Source organism: Tateyamaria sp. (assembly GCF_039945315.1).
GTDB lineage: Bacteria > Pseudomonadota > Alphaproteobacteria > Rhodobacterales > Rhodobacteraceae > Tateyamaria.
In genome coordinates, this window is the sequence record NZ_JBDUXB010000064.1 from 48248 (window position 1) to 71880 (window position 23633).

The window sequence follows — 23633 nt, forward strand, 5'->3', positions numbered from 1 at the left end:
CGGCCCCAGGCAAATGTTTAGCTGCCGCCTTTGGCGTCAGCCAAAGTGCTCACAACCAGATCATAAAGCTCTTGGCCCGGCAGGCCCTGTGCTTCCATGTCGGCGATCCACGCATCGTGGATCGGTTTGCCCGCAACCGCTTGGAACTCCGCGATCACTTCGGGGGCCACTTCGACCTTTTCAACGCCTTTTTCGGCCAGAACCGAATCCCAACGCTCCAGCAGTTCTGCGTAGTTGGTCAGGTAGTGCTCGATCGCTTCGGGGATCGAGGCGTCTAGGGCCGCGCGGTGCTCATCCGACAGGCTGTCATACGCGTCGATGTTCACCACAACCGGGCAGTTCACGGTGCCGGGGTTCAGGTTGGCTGTCCACCAGTCGGCCTGGTTGATCGTGCCAAATGACAGGTGCGCGTGCTGGGCAAAGGCCACTGTGTCGACAACGCCGCCTTCCATGGCCTGATAGGCCTCGGTCGCGGTCACTGATGTTGGCACACCGCCGACAGCTTCGAATGCTTTGCCCAGACCACCTGTGGCACGCACACGCATGCCTTTGAACTCGGCCAGTTCATCACGAGGCTCGCCTGTGCCGACAAGGTTGTACTGTGGCATCGGCGACGTCATCAGCAGTTTTGCATTCCACTGCGCCATTTCTTCGGTTGCGGCGGGGTGTGCATAGACCGCGCGGGCCACAGCCACTTCCTGTTCAAGGTTCTCAACCCCAAGGAACGGAAGTTCCAGAACCGTCACAACCCGGTTCTTGTCGGCGTGATAACCAGCACAGAACTGCGCCATCTCGAACGCACCGATAGAGATGCCATCAAGGTTCTCGCGGTTCTTGGACAGACCGCCATAGCTGACGTTCATGGTGAAATCGCCACCGGTCTTTTCAGCGACCAGTTCGGCCAGCTTTTCCACATGTTCCGTGAACGCGCGGCGCTTGCCCCAGACGGATACGTTCCATTCTGTGGCCGCAGCCTCCAGCGCGAAAGTGCACGAAATGGCACCGACAACGGCGCCTACAGCAAATTTGTTCATGTATAGTCTCCCTAGATGCGGGCCGCTTCCCGTGCCCGCTTGGGCGAGAAGCTAGCGTGGTGCCGGGCGGTTGCCAAGTTGATTGCGCAAGCAATGGGAATTGATGCGTTGGCGGAAGGGTGGTCGGCGATTTTGGTGGAAAGGTTATCGTGCGAGACCCGCGTGAGATTGCGCTGGGCCAAAAGCCTGCTTTGAGCACAGCGACGCTTTGTCGTGAATGCGGCCTTCGGCTACTGTGTTTGCCGTCGCACGCTCATAAGCAACCCGACGGTCAGGAAAGTGATGGCCAAAATACTGAACACTGTCAGGCTTTCACCCAGAACCAGAACGCCCAGAATCGCGCCAACACCCGGCACAGCCGCAAGAATGAAAGAGGTATTCCCATTTCCGATTGCCCGCGATGCATGTGCAATAAAAAGCAAACCAATCAGGTTCGGCACAAATCCTTGGTAGATGGCCTGCAACAAAAGCGGGCCCATCGGCGCATCTGAAAGGCCTGACGGCAGCCAAATTGCCCAAACTGGCAGGTAGAGCAACGCGTTGACAATTGTACCGCAAAAGATGATCTGCATCGCGCTCAGCCGCCACCGCTCAGAAAGAATGACATAAGAAGAGAAAAATAGAGCGCCAACAACAAAAAGCAGATCACCAAACCATGCGTTATCACCGCTTGAAACACTTCCATCCCATGCCAACAGCACAGCGCAAATGAGGATAAGCGCCGCCCCGAGGAAACGACGCAAGCTGGGCAGCACACGCAAAAAAACAACCGAGAAAAGAATACTGAACAGGGGCAACATCCCGTTCATAAATATCCCACCGTGCGCTGCGGGCGCGTAGAGAAAACCAGAAAATACGGTGAGAATATAAACAGGCCCCAAAATGAACGAGAGCACCGCAATTTTGGACAGGCTTAGCCCCCTCCATGGCTTGTAATAAAGGCAAAGCGGCAAGGCCACGAGCGACGCCAAACCATACCGCATCGCCGCCAGATCATAGATCGTCAGTCCGCTTTGGCTGGCAACACGACTTACAATCAGCCAAAACGACCACACCAAGACGATGCTCCATGCAGCGGCGGTTCCTGTGACATGAGAAGAGAAGCGATTGGGCATCAAACCTGCGGCGACCCTTTGAATTGTCTGGGGGAACTCAGACCATAGCAGTAGGATCAGACCAACGCATTGGCAATCAGTGTCTGCGGGCGAGGTGAATGGCCCTCTGGCTTGCAACGGATGTCTGCAGGATTGTTTTTGTGTGCACCCTTTTGCCACATTAGGCTTTAGCGTCCTGCCGCAATCACCATGTTCTTTGTTCGGACCATCTAACCCATTACTGCTTAGCGTCGCAGGCGAGCCTAAGCGTTTTCACCTATGACGTTTCAGACTCAGGTTCCTGTTTTAACGCAAACTTCGAACGCGTGCGGTTTGCAAAGGCAACCAAAGAGAGCATCACTGGCACTTCGACAAGGACGCCAACAACTGTTGCGAGTGCTGCGCCGGAATTTAGTCCAAAAAGGCTAATGGCCACGGCGACCGCCAGCTCAAAGAAGTTTGATGTACCGATCAAAGCACACGGGGCAGCAATGCGATGCGGGACTTTCAGGGCATAGGCCGCCGCATAAGCGAGGGCAAAGATGCCATATGATTGCAAAAGGATCGGCACCGCGATCAAGGCGATGACCTGAGGGTTCTCTAGAATGACCTGACCTTGCAGTCCAAATAGGATCACGACCGTCGCAATGAGACCGACCATCGACCAGGGTTTGACGCGCGCCTGAAAAGCCTCAATTCGATCTGCTCCGCCCAATCGTTTTCGGGTCCAAAGGCCTGCCAACAGCGGCAGCGCAACAAACAAAACAACAGAGAGCACCAGTGTTTCCCAAGGCACAACAATGTTTGTTGCGCCCAAAAGGATGGCAACTATCGGCGCAAAGGCAAAGACCATAACAACGTCGTTCACCGACACCTGCAAAAGGGTGTAGTTTTCGTCGCCACGGGTCAGTTGAGACCAAACAAACACCATGGCGGTGCAAGGCGCAGCCCCCAAAAGGATAAGGCCCGCAATATACTGCTGTGCATCTTCAGGCGCGATCAGGTCCGCAAAGACCACCTCAAAGAAAAACACACCAAGAGCGGCCATCGTAAAAGGCTTGATAAGCCAGTTGACGATGAGCGTGATGGCGAGGCCCTTGGGTTGTTTGACCACATCGCGAAGGCTGGATGGATCCACTCCGACCATCATCGGATAGACCATGGCCCAGATCAGTACTGCGACCACCAGATTCACGTTGGCCACTTCAGCTGCTGCGATCGCAGAGACCAGAGAAGGTGCGATGCTGCCAATAGAAATGCCAGCCAGCATAGCCAATGCAATCCAGACAGTCAGGTATCGTTCGAAGATGCTCAACGTGTTCTAGGCCCCTTGTATTCGCTCAGGAGTTACCCGGAGCAGATGGCGGTCACGGCCGCCGATTGATATCTATTAATGATCCCGCAATGCGCCGCAAGTGTCACGCCAACAATGCTGTCCTGTGATGGTAATGATTATGTGTATTCCGGCAGAGTAGTCAGGGTTTATTCTGCGGAACCGGACAATAGGATTATGCCGAGGAACTCTAGTTCGCCAAGACATCCCACATCGATGAACTGTCGCTTCGCCCACCAAGCGGAACTGTGCGGCGATCAAAACGGGCAATGGCTTTGCGCCTTGTTCGCCCAGCGCAACACCAGTGTGGACCTGTCGAACCTGCTGCACAGGCAACGGATACGGCGCGCCTTTGGGGCGCCACACCTATTGCGTTGAGATGTCGTGTCGGATGCTTTGAGTAATGACGCGCGCTGTACAAAGTGCGGCCTCAATTAATTTACATCTAACTCTTTGTTTCTAATTCACCTTTTGGAATATCGCATCATATTTTTACTAATCCGGCCCCTTGCGTAAAAATCCTTCACAACAAAATCCTGCTATTCCAGCCTTTTATTCCTTTCTTTTCAGCAATGGGTATGATCGCCGCAATGGGAGGAGGCCGCGCGCCAGTCTGCCCCGCCAATCAAAGTTGGGCGGAGTTTCGGTGCGCATTTCCCGAACGACTGGAATGAAGACCGGAGGAACATTCATGTCCGATATCAAGACCTATGCCCCGAGCGCAGACATGGTGACCCACGCGCATGTGGACGCCGCAAAATACGAGGAGATGTATGCAGCCTCGATCAACGACCCCGACGCGTTCTGGGGCGAGCATGGCAAGCGGATCGACTGGATCAAACCTTACACACAGGTCAAAGACGTCGATTACACCCTCGGCAATGTTTCGATCAATTGGTACGCAGACGGCACGCTTAACGTGTCGGCCAACTGCATTGACCGTCATCTGGCCACACGCGGCGATCAGACGGCCATCATCTGGGAGCCCGACAGCCCCGAGGATGAGGCCCAGCACATTACCTACAAGCAGCTGCACGCCGAGACCTGCAAGATGGCCAACGTGCTCAAGTCGCTGGGCGTCGGCAAAGGGGACCGGGTAGTGTTGTACCTGCCCATGATCCCGGAGGCAGCCTATGCCATGTTGGCATGTACCCGCATTGGCGCCATTCATTCGATCGTGTTCGCTGGCTTCTCTCCGGATGCTCTGGCGGCGCGCGTTTCGGGCTGTGACGCCAAGGTTGTAATAACCGCAGATGGCGCACCTCGTGGCGGTCGTGTCACGAACCTGAAGGACAACGTCAATCAGGCCCTCATCAACGTGATGCACGACACTCACTGTCTGGTGGTCAAGCGCACAGGACAGCAGATCGCATGGCGTGAAGGAATGGATCACTGGCTGCACGAGGCGGCCGCAGATGTCTCCGCCGATTGCCCGGTCGAGGAAATGGCAGCCGAAGACCCGTTGTTCATCCTTTACACATCCGGCTCCACCGGTCAGCCCAAAGGGGTTGTGCACACCACAGGCGGCTACATCGTCTATGCCGCGATGACGCACGAGATCACCTTCGACTACCATGACGGTGACATCTATTGGTGCACCGCGGATGTTGGCTGGGTCACCGGGCATAGCTATATCGTCTATGGCCCGCTGGCCAATGGCGGTACGACGCTGATGTTTGAAGGCGTGCCCACCTATCCGGACGCATCCCGTTTTTGGCAGGTTTGCGAAAAGCACAAAGTGGCGCAATTCTACACCGCGCCGACAGCTCTTCGTGCGCTGATGGGCCAAGGTGACAGCTTTGTGGAAAAGGCTGACCTTTCCTCGCTTAAACTGCTCGGCACCGTGGGTGAGCCAATCAACCCCGAGGCTTGGAACTGGTATTACAACGTCGTCGGCGGGGGGCGCTGCCCGATCGTGGACACCTGGTGGCAAACTGAAACCGGCGGGCACCTGATGACCCCCCTGCCCGGCGCACATGCGACCAAGCCCGGTTCCGCCATGAAGCCGTTCTTTGGCATCAAACCACTGGTTTTGGAACCGACCACTGCCGAAGTCATTGATGGCGACGGAGTCGAAGGCGTGCTGGTCATTGCCGACAGCTGGCCCGGCCAGATGCGCACGGTCTGGGAGGACCATAAGCGGTTCGAAAAGACCTATTTCTCGGACTACAAGGGCTACTACTTTACCGGTGACGGGTGTCGCCGCGACGAAGATGGTGACTATTGGATCACGGGCCGGGTCGACGATGTGATCAACGTTTCGGGCCACCGTATGGGCACAGCCGAGGTCGAAAGCGCACTTGTCGCGCACGCCAAAGTCGCCGAAGCCGCCGTTGTCGGCTATCCCCATGATATCAAAGGCCAAGGCATCTATTGCTATGTGACTTTGATGAACGGCGAAGAACCCACCGAAGAGCTGCGCAAAGAATTGCGCACTTGGGTCCGTCAGGAGATTGGCCCCATCGCGTCGCCCGATTTGGTCCAATGGGCCCCCGGCCTGCCCAAGACCCGGTCAGGCAAGATCATGCGCCGCATCCTGCGCAAGATTGCCGAGGATGATTTTGGCGCGCTGGGTGACACGTCGACCCTTGCCGATCCTTCCGTGGTGGACGATCTGATCGAAAACCGGATGAACAAGTCCTGATCGCAAAGGCGCGGGTTTAGCCCGCGCCTGTTACGTCGTGGCCGTAAACCCAGTCCTGGCGCGCGTGAAACGCGTTGGGAGCAATCTGTGCCGCCAGTCCCATCGGTCTGTAAAACCCCCAGCGTCCCAGCCCGTTGGCGTGATGGAAGAGCCGCGCATTGGCTGCTGATCCCTTTTGTACTCGAGACACGCGGTCGATCCGCTGTTTGTAAAACGCGGCAAACCCATCCTGTGGCGTGGCCTGGTCCCGAAGGCATTTTGACAGGACCCACGCATCTTCCAAGGCCTGCACCGCGCCTTGCGCCATGGATGGCAACATCGGGTGCGCCGCATCCCCCATCACCGCCACGCGCCCGTCGTGCCAGCGCGGCAGAGGGGCCCGGTCAAACAGGGCCCAGTGATGCAGAACTTCGGCCTTTTCGAGGATCGCGCGGATTTCCAGGGCCCAGCCGTCAAAGGCGGCCTGCGCATCTGCCCGGTGTCCTTGGGCCCGCCAACTTTCCTTTGTCGGAATGTCGCTTTCCACCATGCCCACGAAGTTCGCGAGGGTGCCGGCCCGAAGTCGTGTGGTGACGGCGTGCCGTTTGTGCCCCACCCAGACGCAGGCCGTCGGCGGCGGCGCGAGTGCGCCCAGCGCCTCAATAGGTACAACCGCCCGCCACGCCACGTTACCGGTATAGCGCGGGGTGTCAGCACCCAGCATCTGCGTGCGGATCACTGAATGCAGCCCGTCCGCGCCGATCACGATGTCGCCAAAGTGCTTTGTGCCATCGGCCATGTTCAAAGACGCGGCATCCTCTGTCTGTTCAAAGCCAGAAACCACGTGCCCGGTGCAAATGGCACCGCTTTGCAAACCAAGCAGCCGCGCCTCAAGTGCGCCGACAAGATCCGTTCGGTGAATATGAATGTAAGGTGCGCCCCACCGGTCGCGGGCATAGCCCCGCATGGGCAGTCGAAACACCTGCACCCCGCGCTGCCCCATACGCATCTCGATGGCGTCGGGTTCAAACAAAGTAGATTGCAAGGTCTCTGCGACACCAAGTGCCTCAAGCACGCGCCAGCCGTTTGGGGATATTTGCAGGCCCGCACCGATCTCGGTCAGTTTGGGTGCCTGTTCGAAAACGGCGACCTCCCAGCCACGCAGTGCCAGCGCAATCGCGCTAGCAAGCCCGCCGATCCCGGCACCTGCGATCAGTGCCTTCACGTACAGACCCCGCCATCGTGTAATGCTCGAATTGCGGCGACGTCATAGCCCAACTCTGCAAGGATCGCGTCCGTTTGTGCGCCGGGGGCAGCGGGTGCGGATACAGTTCCGGCAGGCGAATGCGAAAAACGCGGCGCAGGTGCTGACTGGCGCACTCCTCCGACCTCAACGTAAGTCCCGCGCGGCGCCAGATGAGCATCCTTTGCCGCTTCATCCATCGACAGGACGGGGGCGACGCACGCGTCAGTGCCCGAAAACACCTCGGACCAGTAATCCCGGGGGTGGCGCGCAAAAATGGTCGCAAACCGGGCCGTCATGTCGGGCCAGCTGCCTCGGTCATTCTGATCCGGCAGTTCGACATCACTCAGGCCCAAGCCGTCCAGCAACAGCGCATAAAACTGCGGCTCCAACGCGCCAACAGCTACATTGCGCCCGTCCGCACAACGGTAGCAGCGATAAAATGGCGCGCCCCCATCCAACCAGTTTGTTCCCGGCGGATCGCGCCAATCGCCTTGCGCCATCATCCCATGGATCAGGCCCATCATGGCTGGCACGCCGTCAATCATGGCCGCATCCACCACCTGCCCTTTGCCCGTCACACCGCGCGAGATCACCGCCGCCAACAGCCCACAGACCAGAAACAGCGCACCACCACCGTAATCCGCGACAAGGTTCAGCGGCGGCTTGGGTGGCGCATCTGCGCTGCCCATCAGGCTGAGCACGCCGGTTATCGCAAGGTATGTGATGTCGTGCCCGGCGACATGCGCCATCGGGCCGGACTGCCCCCAACCTGTCATCCGGCCATAAATCAGCGTATCGGGGCATGTCTCGGGGCCAAGCCCGAGGCGTTCCATCACACCGGGACGGAACCCTTCGATCAGAATATCGGACTGGGCCATCAGGGCCTGCGCCACGTCGCGTCCTTGGGGGGATTTAAGGTTTAGCGCGACCGAGCGTTTGCCCCGCCGGTTCACATCCGTGGGATCGACAGGCGCAGATGCGCGGTCAATCACCGTGACCTGCGCGCCCATATCAGCCAGCAACTGCCCGGCCAGCGGTGCCGGCCCCAGCCCGGCAAATTCGACAACCCGCAATCCATCCAGCACGCCCGTCATTTTGGCCCTTGTCCTCCCCCTGCTCGCGCCCGATTGGACACAAAGCGTGCACAACGTGCAAGGCCCACCACGCACACAGAACAGGAGAGGTTCGCCGCGCAGGCCCTAACTTCTGTGCATTTGCAACACGATGGAGACACAGCATTCCCGAATCCGTTTGTTTTGACTAGGCAAGGCCGCGAAAACGGTGCTTCTCTCAAAGCACTGCAACTCAAAACACCGGACATAGCTGCGCGATGCTCCCAAGCAAAAACAACTTTGGCCAACGGTTGTCCAAACTGGTTGAACAGATCTATCCCGATCTCGACCGCGATATTCTGTCCAGCAAGATTGTGGACGCGTTCTGGCCCGAAGGCACCAAGCCGCGCAAACGGGGACGCCGACCCTCCAACAACCTGTGGACTGAAAAAGACGCCCTGCTGATCACCTATGGCAACTCTATCGTGGACGGAGTGCACAAACCACTGGACCTACTGCACGACTTTCTGTTGCGCAGGATGAAGGGCGTGGTCAACGGCGTGCACATTCTGCCCTTCTTTCCGTTCACCTCGGACGATGGCTTTGCCGTTTCTGATTTTCGCGCGGTCAATCCACAACTGGGCGACTGGCCGGACATCAACCGCATTGCGGGTGAGTTTCACTTGATGTCCGATCTGGTGCTGAACCATGTGTCGAGCCAGGGCGCTTGGTTTAATGCATACCGGCAGGGCCAGTCCCCCTATGATCGGTTCTTTTTCGAGGCATCGCCCGATGACGATCTCGACATGGTGGTACGCCCGCGCACGACGCCTCTGTTGCAAAAGGTCGAAACCACGCATGGCGCGCGTCATGTTTGGTGCACGTTCAGCCATGACCAGATTGATCTGGATTTCTGCAATCCCGAAGTGCTTCTCGAATTCCTGCGCATCATCCGCCTGCACGTAGACAACGGTGTGCAGATCATTCGCCTCGATGCGGTGGCGTTCTTGTGGAAAGAAATCGGCTCGCCCTCGATCCATCTGCCCCAAACCCATGCGGTGGTGAAACTGATGCGCCTGCTGTGTGATTACGCAGCCGAGACGGTGATCCTGCTGACCGAAACCAACGTGCCCAAGGCCGAAAACCTGTCTTATTTCGGTAAACGGGACGAAGCGCACGCGATCTACAACTTCCCCCTGCCCCCGCTGATCCTGCATGCGATGATGTCGGGCTCGGCCGCCTATCTCCAAAAGTGGCAAAAGGGGATGCCGCCTGCGCAGCTGGGTTGTGCCTACCTGAACTTTACCGCCAGCCATGATGGCATTGGTATGCGCCCCGCCGAAGGCATCCTGCCCAAAGAAGAGCAGGACAAGATGATCGACGTGATCAAGGACATTGGCGGACTTGTCTCGATGCGCGCCCTGCCCGGCGGTGGTGAGGCCCCTTACGAGATCAACACCACATTCTATGAGGCGACGGGACGCACGTTTGACGGACCCGACGGCTATCACTTTGATCGCTTCATCTGCTCTCAGACCATCGTGATGTCGCTGGAAGGGATTCCGGCCTTTTACATCCATTCGATGCTAGGCACGCGCAACGATCACGAACAGGTGGCACGGCGCGGCATGAACCGAGCGATCAACCGGCACAACTGGGACTATCCGTCACTGAACGCGGAGCTGGATGACCCAACCACGGCCCACGCACGTGTGCTCGCGGCATTGTCAGACCGGTTGAAAATTCGCGCGGAACAACCCGCCTTTCACCCCAATGCCACGCAATTCACTATGTCCTTGCGTGTTGATGTGTTTGGAGTCTGGCGCCAAAGCCTTGATCGCCATCAGTCCATCTTTGCCCTGCACAATGTGAGTGCAAAGACGGTTGAGCTGGCCACCGATGCGATGAACCTGATTGATGATGAGGACTGGGTGGATCTGCTGACGGGCGAGGTGATTGACACGTCTGACGGTATGATCACGCTGGCACCCTATCAATGCCGCTGGATTACGAACCGGACCTGAACCGGTCTTTGTCTGTCGTCACTCAGGCGCTTTGAAATTCGGCATCATCGGCACGCGCCGCTGCCAGCATATCAGTCAAAAAGCTGGGATCAGCCGAATGCACGCGGTTCCACGTGGGAATAAACGGTGTCTCATGTGGGTTTTCGATAAACACCTGCCCGGCCCGCATAATGTTTTCAGCAAACAACTCGATCGAGCGTTCTTCGCTATGCCGGTCAATGGACAGCCCGTTCATTTTGGCGTCGTTGTAATAGGCCTCAAGCAGATCCAGCGCGCTACGGTAGTAGGTGGCCTTGAGTGTCCGGAACACGTTGGCGGTAAAGACTGTGCCATCTGCAGCCAGTTTGCGAAAGATAGCCTTGCAGATGTCAGTGGACATGCGGCTAAGCCCCGCATTGGCGTCATCCGCACTGAGGTCCTGATGCTTGTGATCGTAGGCGTCCGAAATTTCGACCTGACAGACCGCCTTGGGCGCCAGATTACGCCACGCCTCTGACAGCACTCCGATTTCGAGGCCCCAATCGGACGGGATGCGCAAATCAGGCAGGATGCCTGTGCGCATCGCAAACTCGCCCGACAGCGGATAGCGGAAGCTGCGCAGGTAATCGATATAGTCGCGATCCCCGATCACCCGCTTTAATGCGATCAGCAGCGGACTGACCAGCAGCCGTGTCACCCGCCCATTCAAACGGTCAGCACCAATGCGCGGGTAGTAGCCCTTGGCCACCTGATAAGGAAAGTTCGGATTCGCCACCGGGTACACAAGGCGCGCCAGCATCTCATTGTCATAGGTTAGGATGTCACAGTCGTGAATGGCCATCACCGCGCTGTCCGCACAGGCAATCAGATAACCAAGGGCTGACCACACATTCTTGCCTTTGCCCTGCTCTGCCGGATAAAGCCCCATCGCCTCAAGCCGCCGCCCCAGTTCCAGCATGCGCGGGCTGTCGTTCCAGATCACGATATGGTTCTGGTTCAACCCTTCGAAAAACGCTTTTGCATGACGAAACTGCGCCTCATCTGCGCGATCAAGGCCGATGATGATCCGATGCAGATACGTCACCTTGGACAGCTCAGAGAGAATATGGGGCATCGCGTCCCCTTCCAGCTCTGAATAGAGGCAGGGGAGGATCAGGGAAATCTTGCGCGTCTGCGCAAAGGACATGAGTTCGTCTGCCAATTCTGCCGGCGAGCGCGTGCGCAGATTGTGCAGGGTCGCGATGTTTCCGTTCTGGTGAAAGTCCGCCAAAAGTCTGTCCTTACGTCAAGTTTTGTCGCGCCAAGAAATCCAACACCGCTTCGTTCCAAGCGACTGGTCCCGCTCCGGAAGTGCGCTGGATTCGCCCGCTGTCTTCACCGTCTAGCGGCGGCAACGGCGCACGCGTTGGATTGGCAATCACGACCCCGTAATCACATGCCTCCAGCATATTTATGTCGTTTGGTGCATCCCCAAGCGCGATTGTAACCTTGGGTGCGTATTCCATCTTTAGGGCGTTCACCCGTTCGGCTTTGGTTCCGCCAAAGGAAAGTGTCAGGAACCGCCCGCCTTGCTGCGCGACAATCCCGTGCTCTTCCAACTGGCTCAGAAACGCCTCTTTTTCCTCTTGCGATCCGTACCATGTGCCGGGTTCGGAATACGCGCGCTGCTTCGCCTGATCGGCCCCTTTCGCGGACAACCCGGTGGCAGCGGACAACTCCGCCGCGCTCATGTCGCCAAAGCCTACAAACGAACTGCGCAACGCATCCGGCAACGCATCAAGGGCAGCCAGCAAACGCGCGTATTGATCCACCATGCTGTCGGGCACCGCATGCGCGCCCAGCAACCCTGCTCCGTTTTCGACAATCGCAGGCCAGCCCGACAAACCCATTTCACTGCGCAAGGCGTCAACCTCAACAGCCGTCTTGCTGCTGGCAAGAACAACCCCCGCCCGCACCTCTTTCAGCGCGTTAAGAGCCGGTCCTGCAGGTGTCCAGTCGTAGGTGTGGTGATCGATGAGGGTGCCGTCCAGATCGGAGAACACCATAAGAGGCAGTGCAGTGGTCATGACATATGCATGACAATGTGAGACGCGAACCGCAAGGTGGATAGCTGGGATTGCAGCCGGCAAGGGGAAACATCGAAAAAGATGCACAGTCTCGGGTCAGACATGCGCTATGGGTCTATCCAATCAGAATAACTGGCTGTTCCCATGCGCGTGCAACAAGGCGTCACGCTGCACCACGGTGGCGGTCGTACGTATCAAAGCCGCGAATGGTGCTTTTGAAGGTATCGAATTGATGTCAGATGAATTGTCGGGCTGAACGGTAGGCATTTGTCGCTTCGCGCACCGCGCCAATGGCCCAGCCTTCTTTCACAAGCGCGCGTTCGACGTCTTCAATTGGGACCCCGCGAAACCTCTGCCAGATTAATGTCACCAACCGCGATACAACCTCTTGCTTACTCATAACCAATCCTCAAACTCAATAAACTACATCTCCATATTACCACAAAAATTGTTTGGTTTTGTTGCGTACCAAGAAACAGACTGTTTTCGGCCTCAAATCGGCCCAGAGACGTGCGCCGATCACGCTTTCGAAACCCAGCGGAAAAGCCATTGTATACATTCAATGACGCGTAAGGGGATGCACCTAAAACCTGCGACAATTACAACAAGTTGGGTGCAGGCAATCATATTTCTACGCAGGAGGAATGGAGATAAATAATTGAAACCTCCCCACAACAGTGACTGCACACAAGCACGCCACCGAGGCGCGGACAAAATACAGATCATCAATGATAAGTGTCCGGGGCAAATCAATTGTCCAAAAGGACATGGTGCGGCCGGCGAGACTCGAACTCGCACGAGTGTTACCTCACAGCGACCTCAACGCTGCGCGTCTACCAATTCCGCCACGGCCGCATGCCTTGACTTGGTGAAGGGTCTTTAGCGACGAACGCATCCCTTGCCAAGAGCACTTCGTAAAGAAAAACCGAGGCCTGCAAAGGCCCCAGTCATTTGATGTTGCTGAGTGCGCGTCCTTAGTCGGTGGCAACGCCAAAGCTAGGCAGTGAAGCAGGCTGCACTTGCGGCTGCTGAGGGACCACACTGGAATTGGAAGTCCCAAGGTTGAGCGACGCTTTACGCAAAAGCTCGGTACGCTCGGGCTGACCGGGGGCGAAGACGGCAGGCGCGCCGCTATCCACCGCCCGCAGGCCTTCGGCATACCAAACACGGGCCGTATCAACCCGCTTGGATGTGCCGAACCCTTGGGCCAGATGGTGCCCCATCAATTCGCCATAGACATGATCCCCCATGGCATAGAGCATCAGGGCAGAGCCAAGGGCCACTTCCATGTTGTCCGTACGATACCCGACACCCATGCAGATCTGCGCGGTGCCCTTAAGCTGGGCCGGCGACATGCCTGTGGTCAGGATGAACGCTGCCACGCCGCTCACGACTTCGGGTTGGGGTTTGAGCGCCAGAGCGGCCACATGAGGCTGCATCGCGGGGGCAAATTGTTCGCACTTGGCGGCAATCTGATCCGGAGTGAACCCCTGCACCTTGGCTATCATATCTTCGCTTTTGGCGATGGCATAGGTGCGCGCGAGGCAGAACTGTTCGTTCAGCGCCACATTGGGGTCGGTCATGGCCGCCGCGGTGGTAAAGCCGCCATTGCTGTTGGTCAGCAGCGACACAGTGTTGCAGTGAGACGCAAGCGATGGGGATGCGCCCCCGCCAAGGAAACTCGGCAAACCAGCCGCAGAAGCTTCTGTCTCCGGTGTTGGCGCAGGGGCTGCAGCCACCACGGTCGTCGTTGTGGTAGTTGTCGCAGGGGCCGCGGGCTGTGGTGCCACAACAATCGTTGTGCCTTGTTGAACTGGGGCAGCCGTCTGGCCCGCCAGTTCGGCGCGGTAGGTCTTGAGCAAGCCACGCGTGCCATCCGGGTTGGTCGCAACCTGTTGCGTGACAGCATAGCCACCGGCTTGGGCCCGGTTGTAGGAACTAATCAGCAGGTTCTGTTCAAACGGTGACAGGTACCCAGTAACAGGATAGCCGAGATAGGCCTGATAAGACGACACCGCGTTGCGTGAGCGCTGCCCCAACTGGCCATCCACAGTCCCCGCATTGAACCCGAAGTAATTGAGCGAAGCCTGAATTTCTCGCCCTTCCTGGGTCGAGGGAATCCGGGGGCGGGCATAGGTGCTGGACGATGACTTTCTGCGTTGATTGTTTTTGGTGGCGGCATGGCCGATGACCCCGCCGATGATTGCCCCGGCCACAAAGTCACCCGCATCGGCGGCGACACGGCTTGCAGGGAGAATGGCGACTGACAGTGCCAGAATGGATGCAGTAATGGTCTTGGTGAGCATGAAAAACCTCCTGAATAATACGACACCAGCGTACCATTGGTTCCGGATTCGCACAGTCATTATTTCCTTACCCGGCACCCACACGGTCAGACCTGCTTGAATTATGCGCGAATGTGCATGATGTAGGTTTGCACCCCTGCAAAAGGATCGCCCCAGAGATGAGCACCCCTGACACTGCCCCCGTGATCCAGATAGACATCGTGTCGGATGTGATGTGCCCATGGTGCATCGTCGGATTTCGCCAGCTCGAACAAGCGCTTGGCGCTACTGGCATGGGCGCTCAAATCCGCTGGCAACCGTTTGAGTTAAACCCAGCAATGGGCCCTGACGGGCAAAACCTGAGCGAGCATATCGCAGAGAAGTACGGTGCAAGCCCCGAACAGTCGGCGCAAAACCGCGCGCAGCTGCAACAGCTTGGGGCAACTCTGGGCATCGACTTTCAATTCTCGACCGATAGCCGGATCGTAAACAGCTTTGCCGCCCATCAGCTGTTGGAGTTCGCGTTGAGTGTCGGGTTGCAGCACCCGCTGAAACTTGCACTGTTTGAGGCGCATTTCACCAAGCAGCGCGACGTTTCCGATCCTCAGGTCTTGTTGGATGTGGCCGAATCCGTCGGCATTGTGCGCGATGACGCAGCGCAAGTGCTCGAGTCCGGCGCGCTGGCCGACTCCGTTCGTGAAAAACAGGCGTTCTGGACGGGGCACGGCATTTCGGGCGTGCCGTCCATGATCTTTGCGCAAAAATACCTGGTGACTGGGGCGCAGGGCGCAGAGGCTTACGCGCAAATCCTGCGGCAAGTCGCCCAAGAAGAAGCAGCCGCCTGATCCCCATGGTCGAATGGATCACCACTGAGGGCCTCACCGATTACCGCCAGGCCGAGGCATGGATGGAGGCGCGTGCCACCGCCATTGCGGCAAGTGAGGCCGATGAATGCATCTGGCTGCTGGAACACCCCCCTTTGTACACCGCTGGCACCTCGGCCAAGGCAGAAGACCTCACGGACCCCGACCGCTTTGACGTGTTCGAAACACGGCGCGGCGGACAATACACTTATCATGGCCCGGGCCAGCGGGTCGCCTACACGCTACTGGATGTGGGCAAACGCGGTCAAGATGTGCGCGCCTTTGTGCACCAACTTGAGTCGTGGGTGATCGCCACGCTGGATACCTTCAACGTACGCGGTGAAATTCGGCAGGGCCGCGTCGGCGTCTGGGTTGAACGACCAGAAAAGCCCCCGCTGCCCGACGGATCACCCGCCGAAGACAAGATCGCCGCAATCGGCATCCGCCTGCGCAAATGGGTCAGCTTTCACGGTCTGTCGATAAACGTGGAACCAGACCTGTCGCATTTTGACGGAATCGTGCCCTGCGGGATCGCCGATCACGGGGTGACGTCACTGGTCGACCTTGGCCTGCCTGTCACTATGGGCGACGTGGATATCGCCCTAAGACAGCAGTTCACTCAGATTTTCGGCGCGGATTAGCCGAGCAAACCTGCAAGGGCACGCGCCTCATAACCTTTGACGGCCGGGCGGGCACAATTGCTGGCGCAGGCCAAAAGTTCCGGGAATACCCGAGCAATTTCGGCCGCTACCGCGTCCTCTTCGCTATGGCCGTATTCAACGGCTTCAGCAGCCTCACGGGTGAGGTGAAAACTGTCAGTGGCGGCACCTTCGGCAAAGATGATCTGATGGCTGTCCATCAAGATGTGGTAATAGGTGATGCGCGGGCGCGGCGCGCGGTAGATCAGATCACCCCGCACAAGGTTCGCAGCGCTCACCAGCACCTCATCCGCTCCAAACAACATTTGCCCCCGCCAGTCCGATATCAGCATACGGTGCGCAGGTGACACCAGCAGATCGCGGGTGTTGCCAAGGGCTCCAGCACAGATGTGGATCGGCGCAAGATCACTGCGTGCATCCACTTCGCGGCGCAAGACTGCGCGTACAAGACGGTTTCCATTGTCCAGCGTTTTCAAACGCATACCCTTGCGCAACTTTTCCACAGGCACCGGGCCATCAACGCTTTCGATCAGGGTACCACGCGTGAAACAGGCCACGTTGGTGTTGTCAAAAGTCAGATCACTGCCCGCAACCCCGGTAAAGGTGAGCGACCCACCAAGGGCGGTATCGTCCGTAAAGTCGCCAACCGACTGATCGAGCACACCGTTGTCCGCAAGGTCCGCCCGCAACTCGCCCAGATGAGTGTAAAATGCAAACAGGTCGATAAAGTCATTGTTGGCCTGATCGTCATCTTCGATCCCACCCGAGTTACCGGTGTTGAAATCTGTAATGACATCGTTGCCGTTGCCAGAGTTGTAGACAAAGACATCATCTCCAGCCCCACCCGTCAGCGTGTCACTGCCGGTGCCGCCGGTGATTGTGTCATTGACTTCATCCACACGCGCGACGCTGAAATTGTCGACGGCAAAGCTCTCATTGGCGATCGTACTGTTCAGGTCCGACCCAAAGCCGATCGTCAAACTAGGCGGCGCATTCGTAATTGTCAGTGCGACGTTCAGGATCGCATCATCACCGCTGGAGTAGCCGAGGTCGCCCTGAGCCTGATTTGTAAAGGTAAAGCTGTATGTCGCGCCGTCTGGTCCGACAAAGGACTGTGGAGCCGGGTCGCTTGCATCCCCTTCGAGATATGGCACGCGGACTTCGGTGCCATTGACGGTGATGATGAAATCCTCGCCGTTCCAGGTGTCCAGCAGCAGGGCGTCGAAATCGACGTTGATCTCCTCTGCGTCGGAACCCAGGTCAAAGGTGCGCTCGGTCGCGATTGTGCCATCCGGGCCGCCGAACCTACCTAATGAGGTACCAAGGCTTGGGTCGCTTTCAGTCTGGTTGTTCGACCACCCCTCAACCGTCCCCTCGAAATCATCTTCTTAGAGAACAGTTTCGGCGGAGCCGTCATCTCCGACTACGACATCGTCGCCTGAACCGCCTTCAAGCTCATCCGCGCCTGCGCCACCTTCTAAGGTGTCGTTACCGCCATCCCCGGTCAGGCTGTCATTGCCGGTGCCGCCATCGAGGCTGTCATTGTCAGCACCGCCAATCAGCGTGTCATCGCCGCCATCACCTGTAATGGTGTCATCGCCTGCGCCACCATCCAGTACGTCGTCGCCCTCGACCCCAGCGGGAGTGCCGGTGACGGACGTCGTCGGCCCCGGAGGGATACCAATCATGTCTGTGGTCAGAAGGTTTTCAACGGAGTTGCCCGTGTCGGGGCCTGAGATCGTCGCCGACAGAACATCGGCGCCCTGATTTTCCCAATAACGGATCTGGATTGTATATGTTTCGTTGGGATCAAGCTCGACATCGCCATACCGCGTTCTTGCGCCCTGGTGGAAATCATTGTTGAGATAATCCAGCGTGCCGCCGGTCTGGTTGTCAAAGGACAGCGGATTGCCATTGGAATCAAATATCTGGATAGTTGAGCCATCATCAGACCGCGTGGTCAAACGGTACGTCCCACCCAGCGTCGTGTTCAGCGTGCTGGTATAGATGACACCGAAATCCGCTGGGTTGTTCACACCGTCATTGCGAAGTGTACTGATCAACCCGCTTTCGTTGAAATCAGTGACGTAACCGGTTCCGGTCAGTGTCCCGTTTTCGATGTCAAAGGCTTGCCCGGCAGAGGATGAAAAGTTGAAATCATAGGCTTCAAACAGCCAACTGCCTTCAACGGGGCCGTCCCCGCTCAGAACGTCAGCGCCCGCGCCGCCATTGATCGTGTCAGAGCCAAGCGCACCGGTCAGCGTGTCAGCACCGGTGGTGCCGGAAATGACCTGATCGCCTTCGGTTCCTGGATTCGTATTGTCGTTGGTGGCCATATTACTCAATCACTCAATAAACACGGTGCCTATTGCACCTTCCCGCGCGGCGTACTCCGCAAATTCGGTCGAACAATGGACGAAGTTTGGCGTTCGTTCAGCCAAATAAGGCATTACTGTGCAATGACGGCACAGTCACAGCAAGGCAGCGCCCGAAAAAGCGGCATTTTGGGCGACAATGCGCGACAATTCACCCCGGTTAAACGTGAGATCAGTTATTGAAGCGTTCGGTGCAAAACTCTAGAACGGGTGCAACGCATTGCGTGGTTGGGAACCCCGCGCGCGGCGAGAACACATATTTAGGAGGCACCGCATGGCAGACGCAGCCATTCACGGCCACGAACACGAAGACGAGCGCGGGTTTTTCACTCGCTGGTTCATGTCCACAAACCATAAAGACATCGGTATACTGTACCTGATCGTTTCAGCCGTTGTTGGCTTTGTCTCGGTGGCCTTCACCGTTTACATGCGCCTGGAACTGATGGACCCCGGTGTCCAGTACATGTGCATGGAAGGCGCGCGCCTCACAGCGGCTGCGGCTGGCGAATGTACGCCCAACGGGCACCTTTGGAATGTTCTGATCACGGGTCACGGCATTCTCATGATGTTCTTTGTGGTCATCCCTGCCCTCTTTGGCGGATTTGGCAACTATTTCATGCCCTTGCAGATTGGCGCGCCGGACATGGCGTTCCCACGGATGAACAATCTGTCCTTCTGGCTGTACGTCGCAGGCACCACGCTGGCGATCTGTTCGGTGCTGGCACCGGGTGGCAATGGTCAGCTTGGGTCAGGTGTCGGCTGGGTGCTGTATCCGCCGCTGTCGACCAACGAACAGGGTATGTCCATGGACCTTGCGATCTTCGCGGTCCACGTCTCGGGCGCGTCCTCGATCCTTGGTGCGATCAACATGATCACGACATTCCTGAACATGCGTGCCCCCGGCATGACACTGTTTAAGGTGCCGCTGTTCTCATGGTCAATCTTCATCACAAGCTGGCTGATCCTTCTGTCCCTGCCTGTGCTGGCCGGCGCGATCACCATGCTGCTGATGGATCGCAACTTTGGCTTTGCCTTTTTTGATCCTGCCGGTGGCGGTGATCCGGTGCTGTACCAGCACATCCTGTGGTTCTTCGGACACCCAGAGGTTTACATCATCATCCTGCCCGGCTTTGGAATCATCAGCCACGTTATCGCGACGTTCTCGCGCAAGCCCGTTTTCGGCTACCTGCCGATGGTCTGGGCTCTTATCGCGATTGGTGTGCTGGGCTTTGTCGTTTGGGCGCACCACATGTACACGGTCGGCATGTCCCTGAACCAGCAAGCCTACTTCATGCTGGCAACGATGGTCATTGCGGTGCCCACAGGGGTCAAGATCTTTAGCTGGATTGCGACCATGTGGGGCGGTTCGGTTGAGCTGAAAACACCCATGCTGTGGGCCTTCGGCTTCCTGTTCTTGTTCACCCTTGGTGGCGTCACAGGCATCGTTCTGTCTCAGGCAGCGGTCGACCGCTACTATCACGACACTTACTACGTGGTTGCTCACTTCCACTACGTGATGTCGCTTGGGGCCGTGTTCTGCATCTTTGCGGGGATCTACTTCTACTTCCCCAAAATGACGGGTCGCATGTATCCTGAATGGGCGGGCAAACTGCACTTCTGGACAATGTTCATCGGGGCGAACCTGACCTTTTTCCCCCAACACTTCCTGGGCCGTCAGGGCATGCCACGTCGTTACATCGACTATCCCGAGGCATTCGCCTACTGGAACGCATGGTCCTCCTGGGGCGCGTTCCTGAGCTTTGCGTCGTTCCTGTTCTTCTTCGGGGTGATCATCTACTCGCTGCGCAAAGGTGCGGTGGTGACTGAAAACAACCCATGGAACGAGTATGCGGACACGCTGGAATGGACACTGCCCAGCCCACCGCCAGAGCACACGTTCGAAATCCTGCCAAAGCAGGAAGACTGGGACAAACAGCATTCGCACTAGCAAAGCTGTAAAGTGAAAATCGAAAAGGCCTCGGTATCACACCGGGGCCTTTTGCTTTGGTGCGCCACAGCGATTTGGCACCTGCCAGCGCCCCGCGTCCTGCTTGATATGCAATAACAAGGCGCCTGTTCCGGCAGGACGCTGCCTGCCAAACCTGCGCCTTTGGCAGGCCCTCGCCGGACCAAACAGGCAAAAGCCGTGCGCCCTTTTCGGCGCGCCATCCCGGCGCATACTCTTTCTCAGCTGCCGCCCCGTGGATCACGCCGCCCGAACGCTGTGCCCGGTCTGTTGCAGGACCAAGAGAAAAGGACCCAACACATGTTACCGATCAAACTCACATCTGCCGTTCTGGCAACCGCACTCGCCCTTGTCCCCGCGCCTCGCGCAAGCGCGGACACCAAGGACTTTCTGGCCGGCGCCGTCCTCGGCGGCATCGCCGGTGCGGTGATCCAGAAAGAGGTGCGCAAACAGAAACTGGCGCGCGAGCAACAGCAGCGCGCACGTGCACGCGCTGCCACTCCTCAGACCTATGCCCCGGCGCCCAGCCGTGCCGCTCCGAAAAAGACCTATCGCGCCAGCATCCCGGCTACGCCCGAGGGGCGCGAAATTCAGTCGTCCCTTGCCTATTTCGGATTTGATGCAGGGCCGATCGACGGACGGATCGGACCCGCCACGCGCAGTGCCATTTCCGACTACCAGAGCTACATGGCCTATGACCGGACGGGCACCCTGACCAGCTTTCAGCAGCGGCTGCTGACCAGTTCTTACCTGCGCGCAGAAACGGCCGAGGACAGCACACTCGGCGTCATAGCGGGCTTGCCTGACGGCACCAAGGGTCTGCTCAAGCTGTATCGGGACGACCTCGCGTCCGGCGCCGCGCAACAGCGCAATCTGGCCCCTTCCCCTTCAAGCATATCCCCCACGGGCGCAATCGACCTCTAGCCGCGGTTCAGCGCTACGGAGCTAAACAGACACGCGCAACCGCCTAAACTAAGCGCCCCTATCGGAGACATTCCAGGGCGCTGTGCCTTCGCCGGACTGCACCCCGGTTTGGCGAGGGGCAGTTTATAACTTCCGTGCAAAAAACTGTCTTGCCGACAAAACGGCCATTCGCCGTGCGGCTGAAAGCGCATGGACTACAGCTGATTGACATAGCTCAAAGACGCCAATCTCCGTTCTTCGTTAGAATAGTCCAGTTCTATCGTTGTCGAAAAATAGATTTGCAGACTGGGGGGATGATCATGAAGCGTAACAATTCGATCAGAATGATTGCCATGGGACTGGCGAGCTCGGTACTTTTGGCACCGAACAGCACTTTGGCGTTCGAAGGTGTCGTGTCTGAAGCCACTGTCGAGCCGGGAACAGATTTTTCGCCCTTTATTGATCGTTCCTACCCCGATCAGGTGCTTTTCGGTGATTTGCATTTTCATACCGAAATTTCCTTTGATGCCGGCTTGGTCGGTACGTCGCTCGATATTCACGACGCCTTCCGAGTGGCGCGCGGCGAACGGATTATTTCAAATACCGGGCAGCCGGTTCAGCTCATCCGCCCGCTCGATTTTCTTGCGATCACAGAGCATGCAGAAATGCTGGGGCTTGCAACGGCTGTTCGTGCAGCAGACCCAAGGCTGCTGGCGGATGACTGGGGCCGATTGACCTATGAACGCTTCAATGCCGGTCAGGAAGGCCGCATGGCCGCTTTCGCCGACATCATCGAAATCGCGTCTGTAGAGGGAAGAGATCCAACAGCAGGACTCGATCTGGATGGCGATCTTTGGAATGAAATTGTCGAAACAGTCGACCAGTATTACGAACCGGGAGTTTTCACCACTCTCTCCGGGTACGAGTGGACGTCTACTCCCCAAGGTAACAACCTGCACCGAGTCGTCGTTTTCGGGGACGGGGCTGAAAGAACGCAACGGACGCGGCCTTTCACTTACTTTGAAAGTGAAGACCCGGAACCCTTGTGGGACTATTTGGCGGCTTACGAAGAATTGACTGGGGGCAGCGTCTTTTCGGTGCCGCACAACGGCAATGTTTCCAACGGTATTATGTTCGCACCGACGAAATTCAACGGCTCACCGATGGATGCAGAATATGCGGCCAAGCGCATTCGTTGGGAACCGATGCATGAAGTCACCCAAATTAAGGGTGACGAAGAAACTCACCCTATGCTCTCGCCTGACGATGAGTTCGCCGACTTTGAAACCTGGGACGTCGCAAACATCTCGGGCACAGTTGCAAAGACACCCGACATGTTGCGTTACGAGTATGGCCGTTCAGCTTTGAAAGTTGGACTTGAAGTGCAGCGTCAAATTGGCGTTAACCCATTCAAGTTCGGCTTTTACGGCACAACCGATACGCACACTGCGCTCCCGACAACACGTGAAGAGAACTACTTCGGCAAGTATCAGCACACTGAACCATCGCCAAACCGTCATAATGTCGATGTGATCCCCGCAGACGATCCAGCGTTGCGGATCCTCACTGCTCAGGAATCCGCTGCAGGTCTGACTGCGGTCTGGGCCCGCGAGAACACGCGAGAAGAAGTTCACGGTGCGATCAAACGCAAGGAAGCATATGCGACGACCGGCAGCCGCATCCGCGTTCGTTTGTTCGGTGGGTGGAACTTCGATGCTGACGATCTTAATGTTCCGGATTTCGCAGCGCACGGCTACCGGAATGGTGTTCCCATGGGCGCTGATCTTTCCGATGCACCTGAAGGAACCGCGCCCGGTTTTCTGATCCGCGCACTGAGAGATCCGGATGGCGCCAATCTGGACCGCGTACAGATCATCAAAGGCTGGATTGACGAGAGCGGTGAAACCTTCGAGCGCATCTATGACGTCGCGGTTTCAGGTGATCGTGAGATTGGCGAAGATGGTCGTGCTCGCGAACCGGTTGGTTCAACGGTTTGAGGTGCCCCTAGTTTCCTAGACGCCTGCCTCGTTCATCTTCTTCTGTTTGATTTCATAGTTAACCGGCGACAGCATACCGTTGTTGGTGTGCTTGCGTGTCGGGTTGTAGAACATCTCGATGTATTCGAACACGT

General features: G+C 57.5%; 19 protein-coding genes and 1 tRNA gene. 7 read left to right on the forward strand and 13 right to left on the reverse strand.

The window, feature by feature from the left end; translation table 11 throughout:
- Positions 1-17 precede the first annotated feature (17 nt).
- The 3 genes from dctP to arsB all read right to left on the reverse strand — a co-directional run bounded on the left by dctP (position 18) and on the right by arsB (position 3443).
- The gene (gene dctP, locus ABJD00_RS22270; protein WP_108838993.1) at positions 18-1034 is read right to left on the reverse strand and encodes a TRAP transporter substrate-binding protein DctP; all 1017 of its coding nucleotides are present in this window, start codon (positions 1032-1034) and stop codon (positions 18-20) included.
- A gap of 230 nt (positions 1035-1264) precedes the next feature.
- Positions 1265-2149 carry a DMT family transporter gene (locus ABJD00_RS22275; protein ID WP_413828718.1) on the reverse strand — a complete coding sequence of 295 codons (885 nt, stop codon included), beginning with the start codon at positions 2147-2149 and terminating at the stop codon, positions 1265-1267.
- Positions 2150-2405: 256 nt separating this feature from the next.
- Positions 2406-3443 (reverse strand): ACR3 family arsenite efflux transporter, encoded by a 1038-nt coding sequence (gene arsB / locus ABJD00_RS22280; protein ID WP_413828720.1) that lies wholly within the window; start codon positions 3441-3443, stop codon positions 2406-2408.
- 709 nt (positions 3444-4152) lie between these two features.
- Here arsB and acs point away from each other — a divergent pair.
- Positions 4153-6105 carry an acetate--CoA ligase gene (gene acs / locus ABJD00_RS22285; RefSeq protein WP_413828722.1) on the forward strand — a complete coding sequence of 651 codons (1953 nt, stop codon included), beginning with the start codon at positions 4153-4155 and terminating at the stop codon, positions 6103-6105.
- Between the two features lie 16 nt (positions 6106-6121).
- Here the strand turns inward: acs and ABJD00_RS22290 are convergent, their stop codons facing one another.
- A complete protein-coding gene (locus ABJD00_RS22290; RefSeq protein ID WP_413828724.1) occupies positions 6122-7309 on the reverse strand; it encodes an FAD-dependent monooxygenase in 1188 nt (395 codons plus the stop codon).
- Positions 7306-8424 (reverse strand): CaiB/BaiF CoA transferase family protein, encoded by a 1119-nt coding sequence (locus ABJD00_RS22295; RefSeq protein ID WP_413828726.1) that lies wholly within the window; start codon positions 8422-8424, stop codon positions 7306-7308. Before ABJD00_RS22295 ends, ABJD00_RS22290 begins: the two co-directional genes overlap by 4 nt.
- A gap of 236 nt (positions 8425-8660) precedes the next feature.
- Between ABJD00_RS22295 and ABJD00_RS22300 the strand changes: the two genes are divergently transcribed.
- A complete protein-coding gene (locus tag ABJD00_RS22300) occupies positions 8661-10406 on the forward strand; it encodes a sugar phosphorylase (protein WP_413828728.1) in 1746 nt (581 codons plus the stop codon).
- 22 nt (positions 10407-10428) lie between these two features.
- Here the strand turns inward: ABJD00_RS22300 and ABJD00_RS22305 are convergent, their stop codons facing one another.
- The 5 genes from ABJD00_RS22305 to ABJD00_RS22325 form a co-directional block, all read right to left on the reverse strand.
- Positions 10429-11655: a glycosyl transferase gene (locus tag ABJD00_RS22305; protein WP_413828730.1), complete on the reverse strand. Its 1227-nt coding sequence runs from the start codon at positions 11653-11655 to the stop codon at positions 10429-10431.
- A 10-nt stretch (positions 11656-11665) separates the two neighbouring features.
- Entirely contained in the window at positions 11666-12451 is a 786-nt protein-coding gene (locus ABJD00_RS22310) for an HAD-IIB family hydrolase (RefSeq protein WP_413828732.1), read from the reverse strand.
- Positions 12452-12686: 235 nt separating this feature from the next.
- The gene (locus ABJD00_RS22315) at positions 12687-12851 is read right to left on the reverse strand and encodes a hypothetical protein (protein ID WP_413828734.1); all 165 of its coding nucleotides are present in this window, start codon (positions 12849-12851) and stop codon (positions 12687-12689) included.
- 368 nt (positions 12852-13219) lie between these two features.
- Positions 13220-13306 (reverse strand) — tRNA-Leu (locus tag ABJD00_RS22320).
- 119 nt (positions 13307-13425) lie between these two features.
- Positions 13426-14757 carry a peptidoglycan-binding domain-containing protein gene (locus ABJD00_RS22325; RefSeq protein WP_413828736.1) on the reverse strand — a complete coding sequence of 444 codons (1332 nt, stop codon included), beginning with the start codon at positions 14755-14757 and terminating at the stop codon, positions 13426-13428.
- Between the two features lie 158 nt (positions 14758-14915).
- Here ABJD00_RS22325 and ABJD00_RS22330 point away from each other — a divergent pair, with 158 nt between their 5' ends.
- Both ABJD00_RS22330 and lipB read left to right on the forward strand, forming a co-directional pair.
- On the forward strand, positions 14916-15581 hold the full coding sequence (locus tag ABJD00_RS22330) for a DsbA family oxidoreductase (protein WP_413828738.1): 666 nt from the start codon (positions 14916-14918) through the stop codon (positions 15579-15581).
- Positions 15582-15586: 5 nt separating this feature from the next.
- Positions 15587-16240 (forward strand): lipoyl(octanoyl) transferase LipB, encoded by a 654-nt coding sequence (gene lipB, locus ABJD00_RS22335; RefSeq protein ID WP_413828740.1) that lies wholly within the window; start codon positions 15587-15589, stop codon positions 16238-16240.
- Here the strand turns inward: lipB and ABJD00_RS22340 are convergent.
- Together ABJD00_RS22340 and ABJD00_RS22345 are read right to left on the reverse strand one after the other, a co-directional pair.
- Positions 16237-17412 carry a Hint domain-containing protein gene (locus ABJD00_RS22340; protein ID WP_413828742.1) on the reverse strand — a complete coding sequence of 392 codons (1176 nt, stop codon included), beginning with the start codon at positions 17410-17412 and terminating at the stop codon, positions 16237-16239. The genes lipB and ABJD00_RS22340 overlap by 4 nt on opposite strands.
- A gap of 234 nt (positions 17413-17646) precedes the next feature.
- Complete coding sequence (locus tag ABJD00_RS22345; protein ID WP_413828743.1) at positions 17647-18594, reverse strand: calcium-binding protein; 948 nt, start codon at positions 18592-18594, stop codon at positions 17647-17649.
- 313 nt (positions 18595-18907) lie between these two features.
- Here ABJD00_RS22345 and ctaD point away from each other — a divergent pair, with 313 nt between their 5' ends.
- The 3 genes from ctaD (at position 18908) to ABJD00_RS22360 (ending at position 23499) form a co-directional block, all read left to right on the forward strand.
- Positions 18908-20581 (forward strand): cytochrome c oxidase subunit I, encoded by a 1674-nt coding sequence (gene ctaD / locus ABJD00_RS22350; protein WP_413828745.1) that lies wholly within the window; start codon positions 18908-18910, stop codon positions 20579-20581.
- Between the two features lie 318 nt (positions 20582-20899).
- Positions 20900-21523 (forward strand): peptidoglycan-binding domain-containing protein, encoded by a 624-nt coding sequence (locus ABJD00_RS22355; protein WP_413828747.1) that lies wholly within the window; start codon positions 20900-20902, stop codon positions 21521-21523.
- A 299-nt stretch (positions 21524-21822) separates the two neighbouring features.
- The gene (locus ABJD00_RS22360; RefSeq protein WP_413828749.1) at positions 21823-23499 is read left to right on the forward strand and encodes a DUF3604 domain-containing protein; all 1677 of its coding nucleotides are present in this window, start codon (positions 21823-21825) and stop codon (positions 23497-23499) included.
- A 15-nt stretch (positions 23500-23514) separates the two neighbouring features.
- On the opposite strand, the gene ABJD00_RS22365 is transcribed toward ABJD00_RS22360, so the two are convergent.
- Positions 23515-23633 (reverse strand): IS3 family transposase (locus ABJD00_RS22365; RefSeq protein ID WP_413828753.1); only part of this gene is annotated, 119 nt, incomplete at its 5' end.

What these genes read in the sequence shown, in the direction of transcription:
- dctP (WP_108838993.1), bottom strand. Translation starts at nt 1,034, where the DNA reads ATGAACAAATTTGCTGTAGGCGCCGTTGTCGGTGCCATTTCGTGCACT.
- ABJD00_RS22275 (WP_413828718.1), bottom strand. Translation starts at nt 2,149, where the DNA reads ATGCCCAATCGCTTCTCTTCTCATGTCACAGGAACCGCCGCTGCATGG.
- acs (WP_413828722.1), top strand. Translation starts at nt 4,153, where the DNA reads ATGTCCGATATCAAGACCTATGCCCCGAGCGCAGACATGGTGACCCAC.
- ABJD00_RS22295 (WP_413828726.1), bottom strand. Translation starts at nt 8,424, where the DNA reads ATGACGGGCGTGCTGGATGGATTGCGGGTTGTCGAATTTGCCGGGCTG.
- ABJD00_RS22300 (WP_413828728.1), top strand. Translation starts at nt 8,661, where the DNA reads ATGCTCCCAAGCAAAAACAACTTTGGCCAACGGTTGTCCAAACTGGTT.
- ABJD00_RS22310 (WP_413828732.1), bottom strand. Translation starts at nt 12,451, where the DNA reads ATGACCACTGCACTGCCTCTTATGGTGTTCTCCGATCTGGACGGCACC.
- ABJD00_RS22315 (WP_413828734.1), bottom strand. Translation starts at nt 12,851, where the DNA reads ATGAGTAAGCAAGAGGTTGTATCGCGGTTGGTGACATTAATCTGGCAG.
- ABJD00_RS22325 (WP_413828736.1), bottom strand. Translation starts at nt 14,757, where the DNA reads ATGCTCACCAAGACCATTACTGCATCCATTCTGGCACTGTCAGTCGCC.
- ABJD00_RS22330 (WP_413828738.1), top strand. Translation starts at nt 14,916, where the DNA reads ATGAGCACCCCTGACACTGCCCCCGTGATCCAGATAGACATCGTGTCG.
- lipB (WP_413828740.1), top strand. Translation starts at nt 15,587, where the DNA reads ATGGTCGAATGGATCACCACTGAGGGCCTCACCGATTACCGCCAGGCC.
- ABJD00_RS22345 (WP_413828743.1), bottom strand. Translation starts at nt 18,594, where the DNA reads ATGGCCACCAACGACAATACGAATCCAGGAACCGAAGGCGATCAGGTC.
- ctaD (WP_413828745.1), top strand. Translation starts at nt 18,908, where the DNA reads ATGGCAGACGCAGCCATTCACGGCCACGAACACGAAGACGAGCGCGGG.
- ABJD00_RS22355 (WP_413828747.1), top strand. Translation starts at nt 20,900, where the DNA reads ATGTTACCGATCAAACTCACATCTGCCGTTCTGGCAACCGCACTCGCC.
- ABJD00_RS22360 (WP_413828749.1), top strand. Translation starts at nt 21,823, where the DNA reads ATGAAGCGTAACAATTCGATCAGAATGATTGCCATGGGACTGGCGAGC.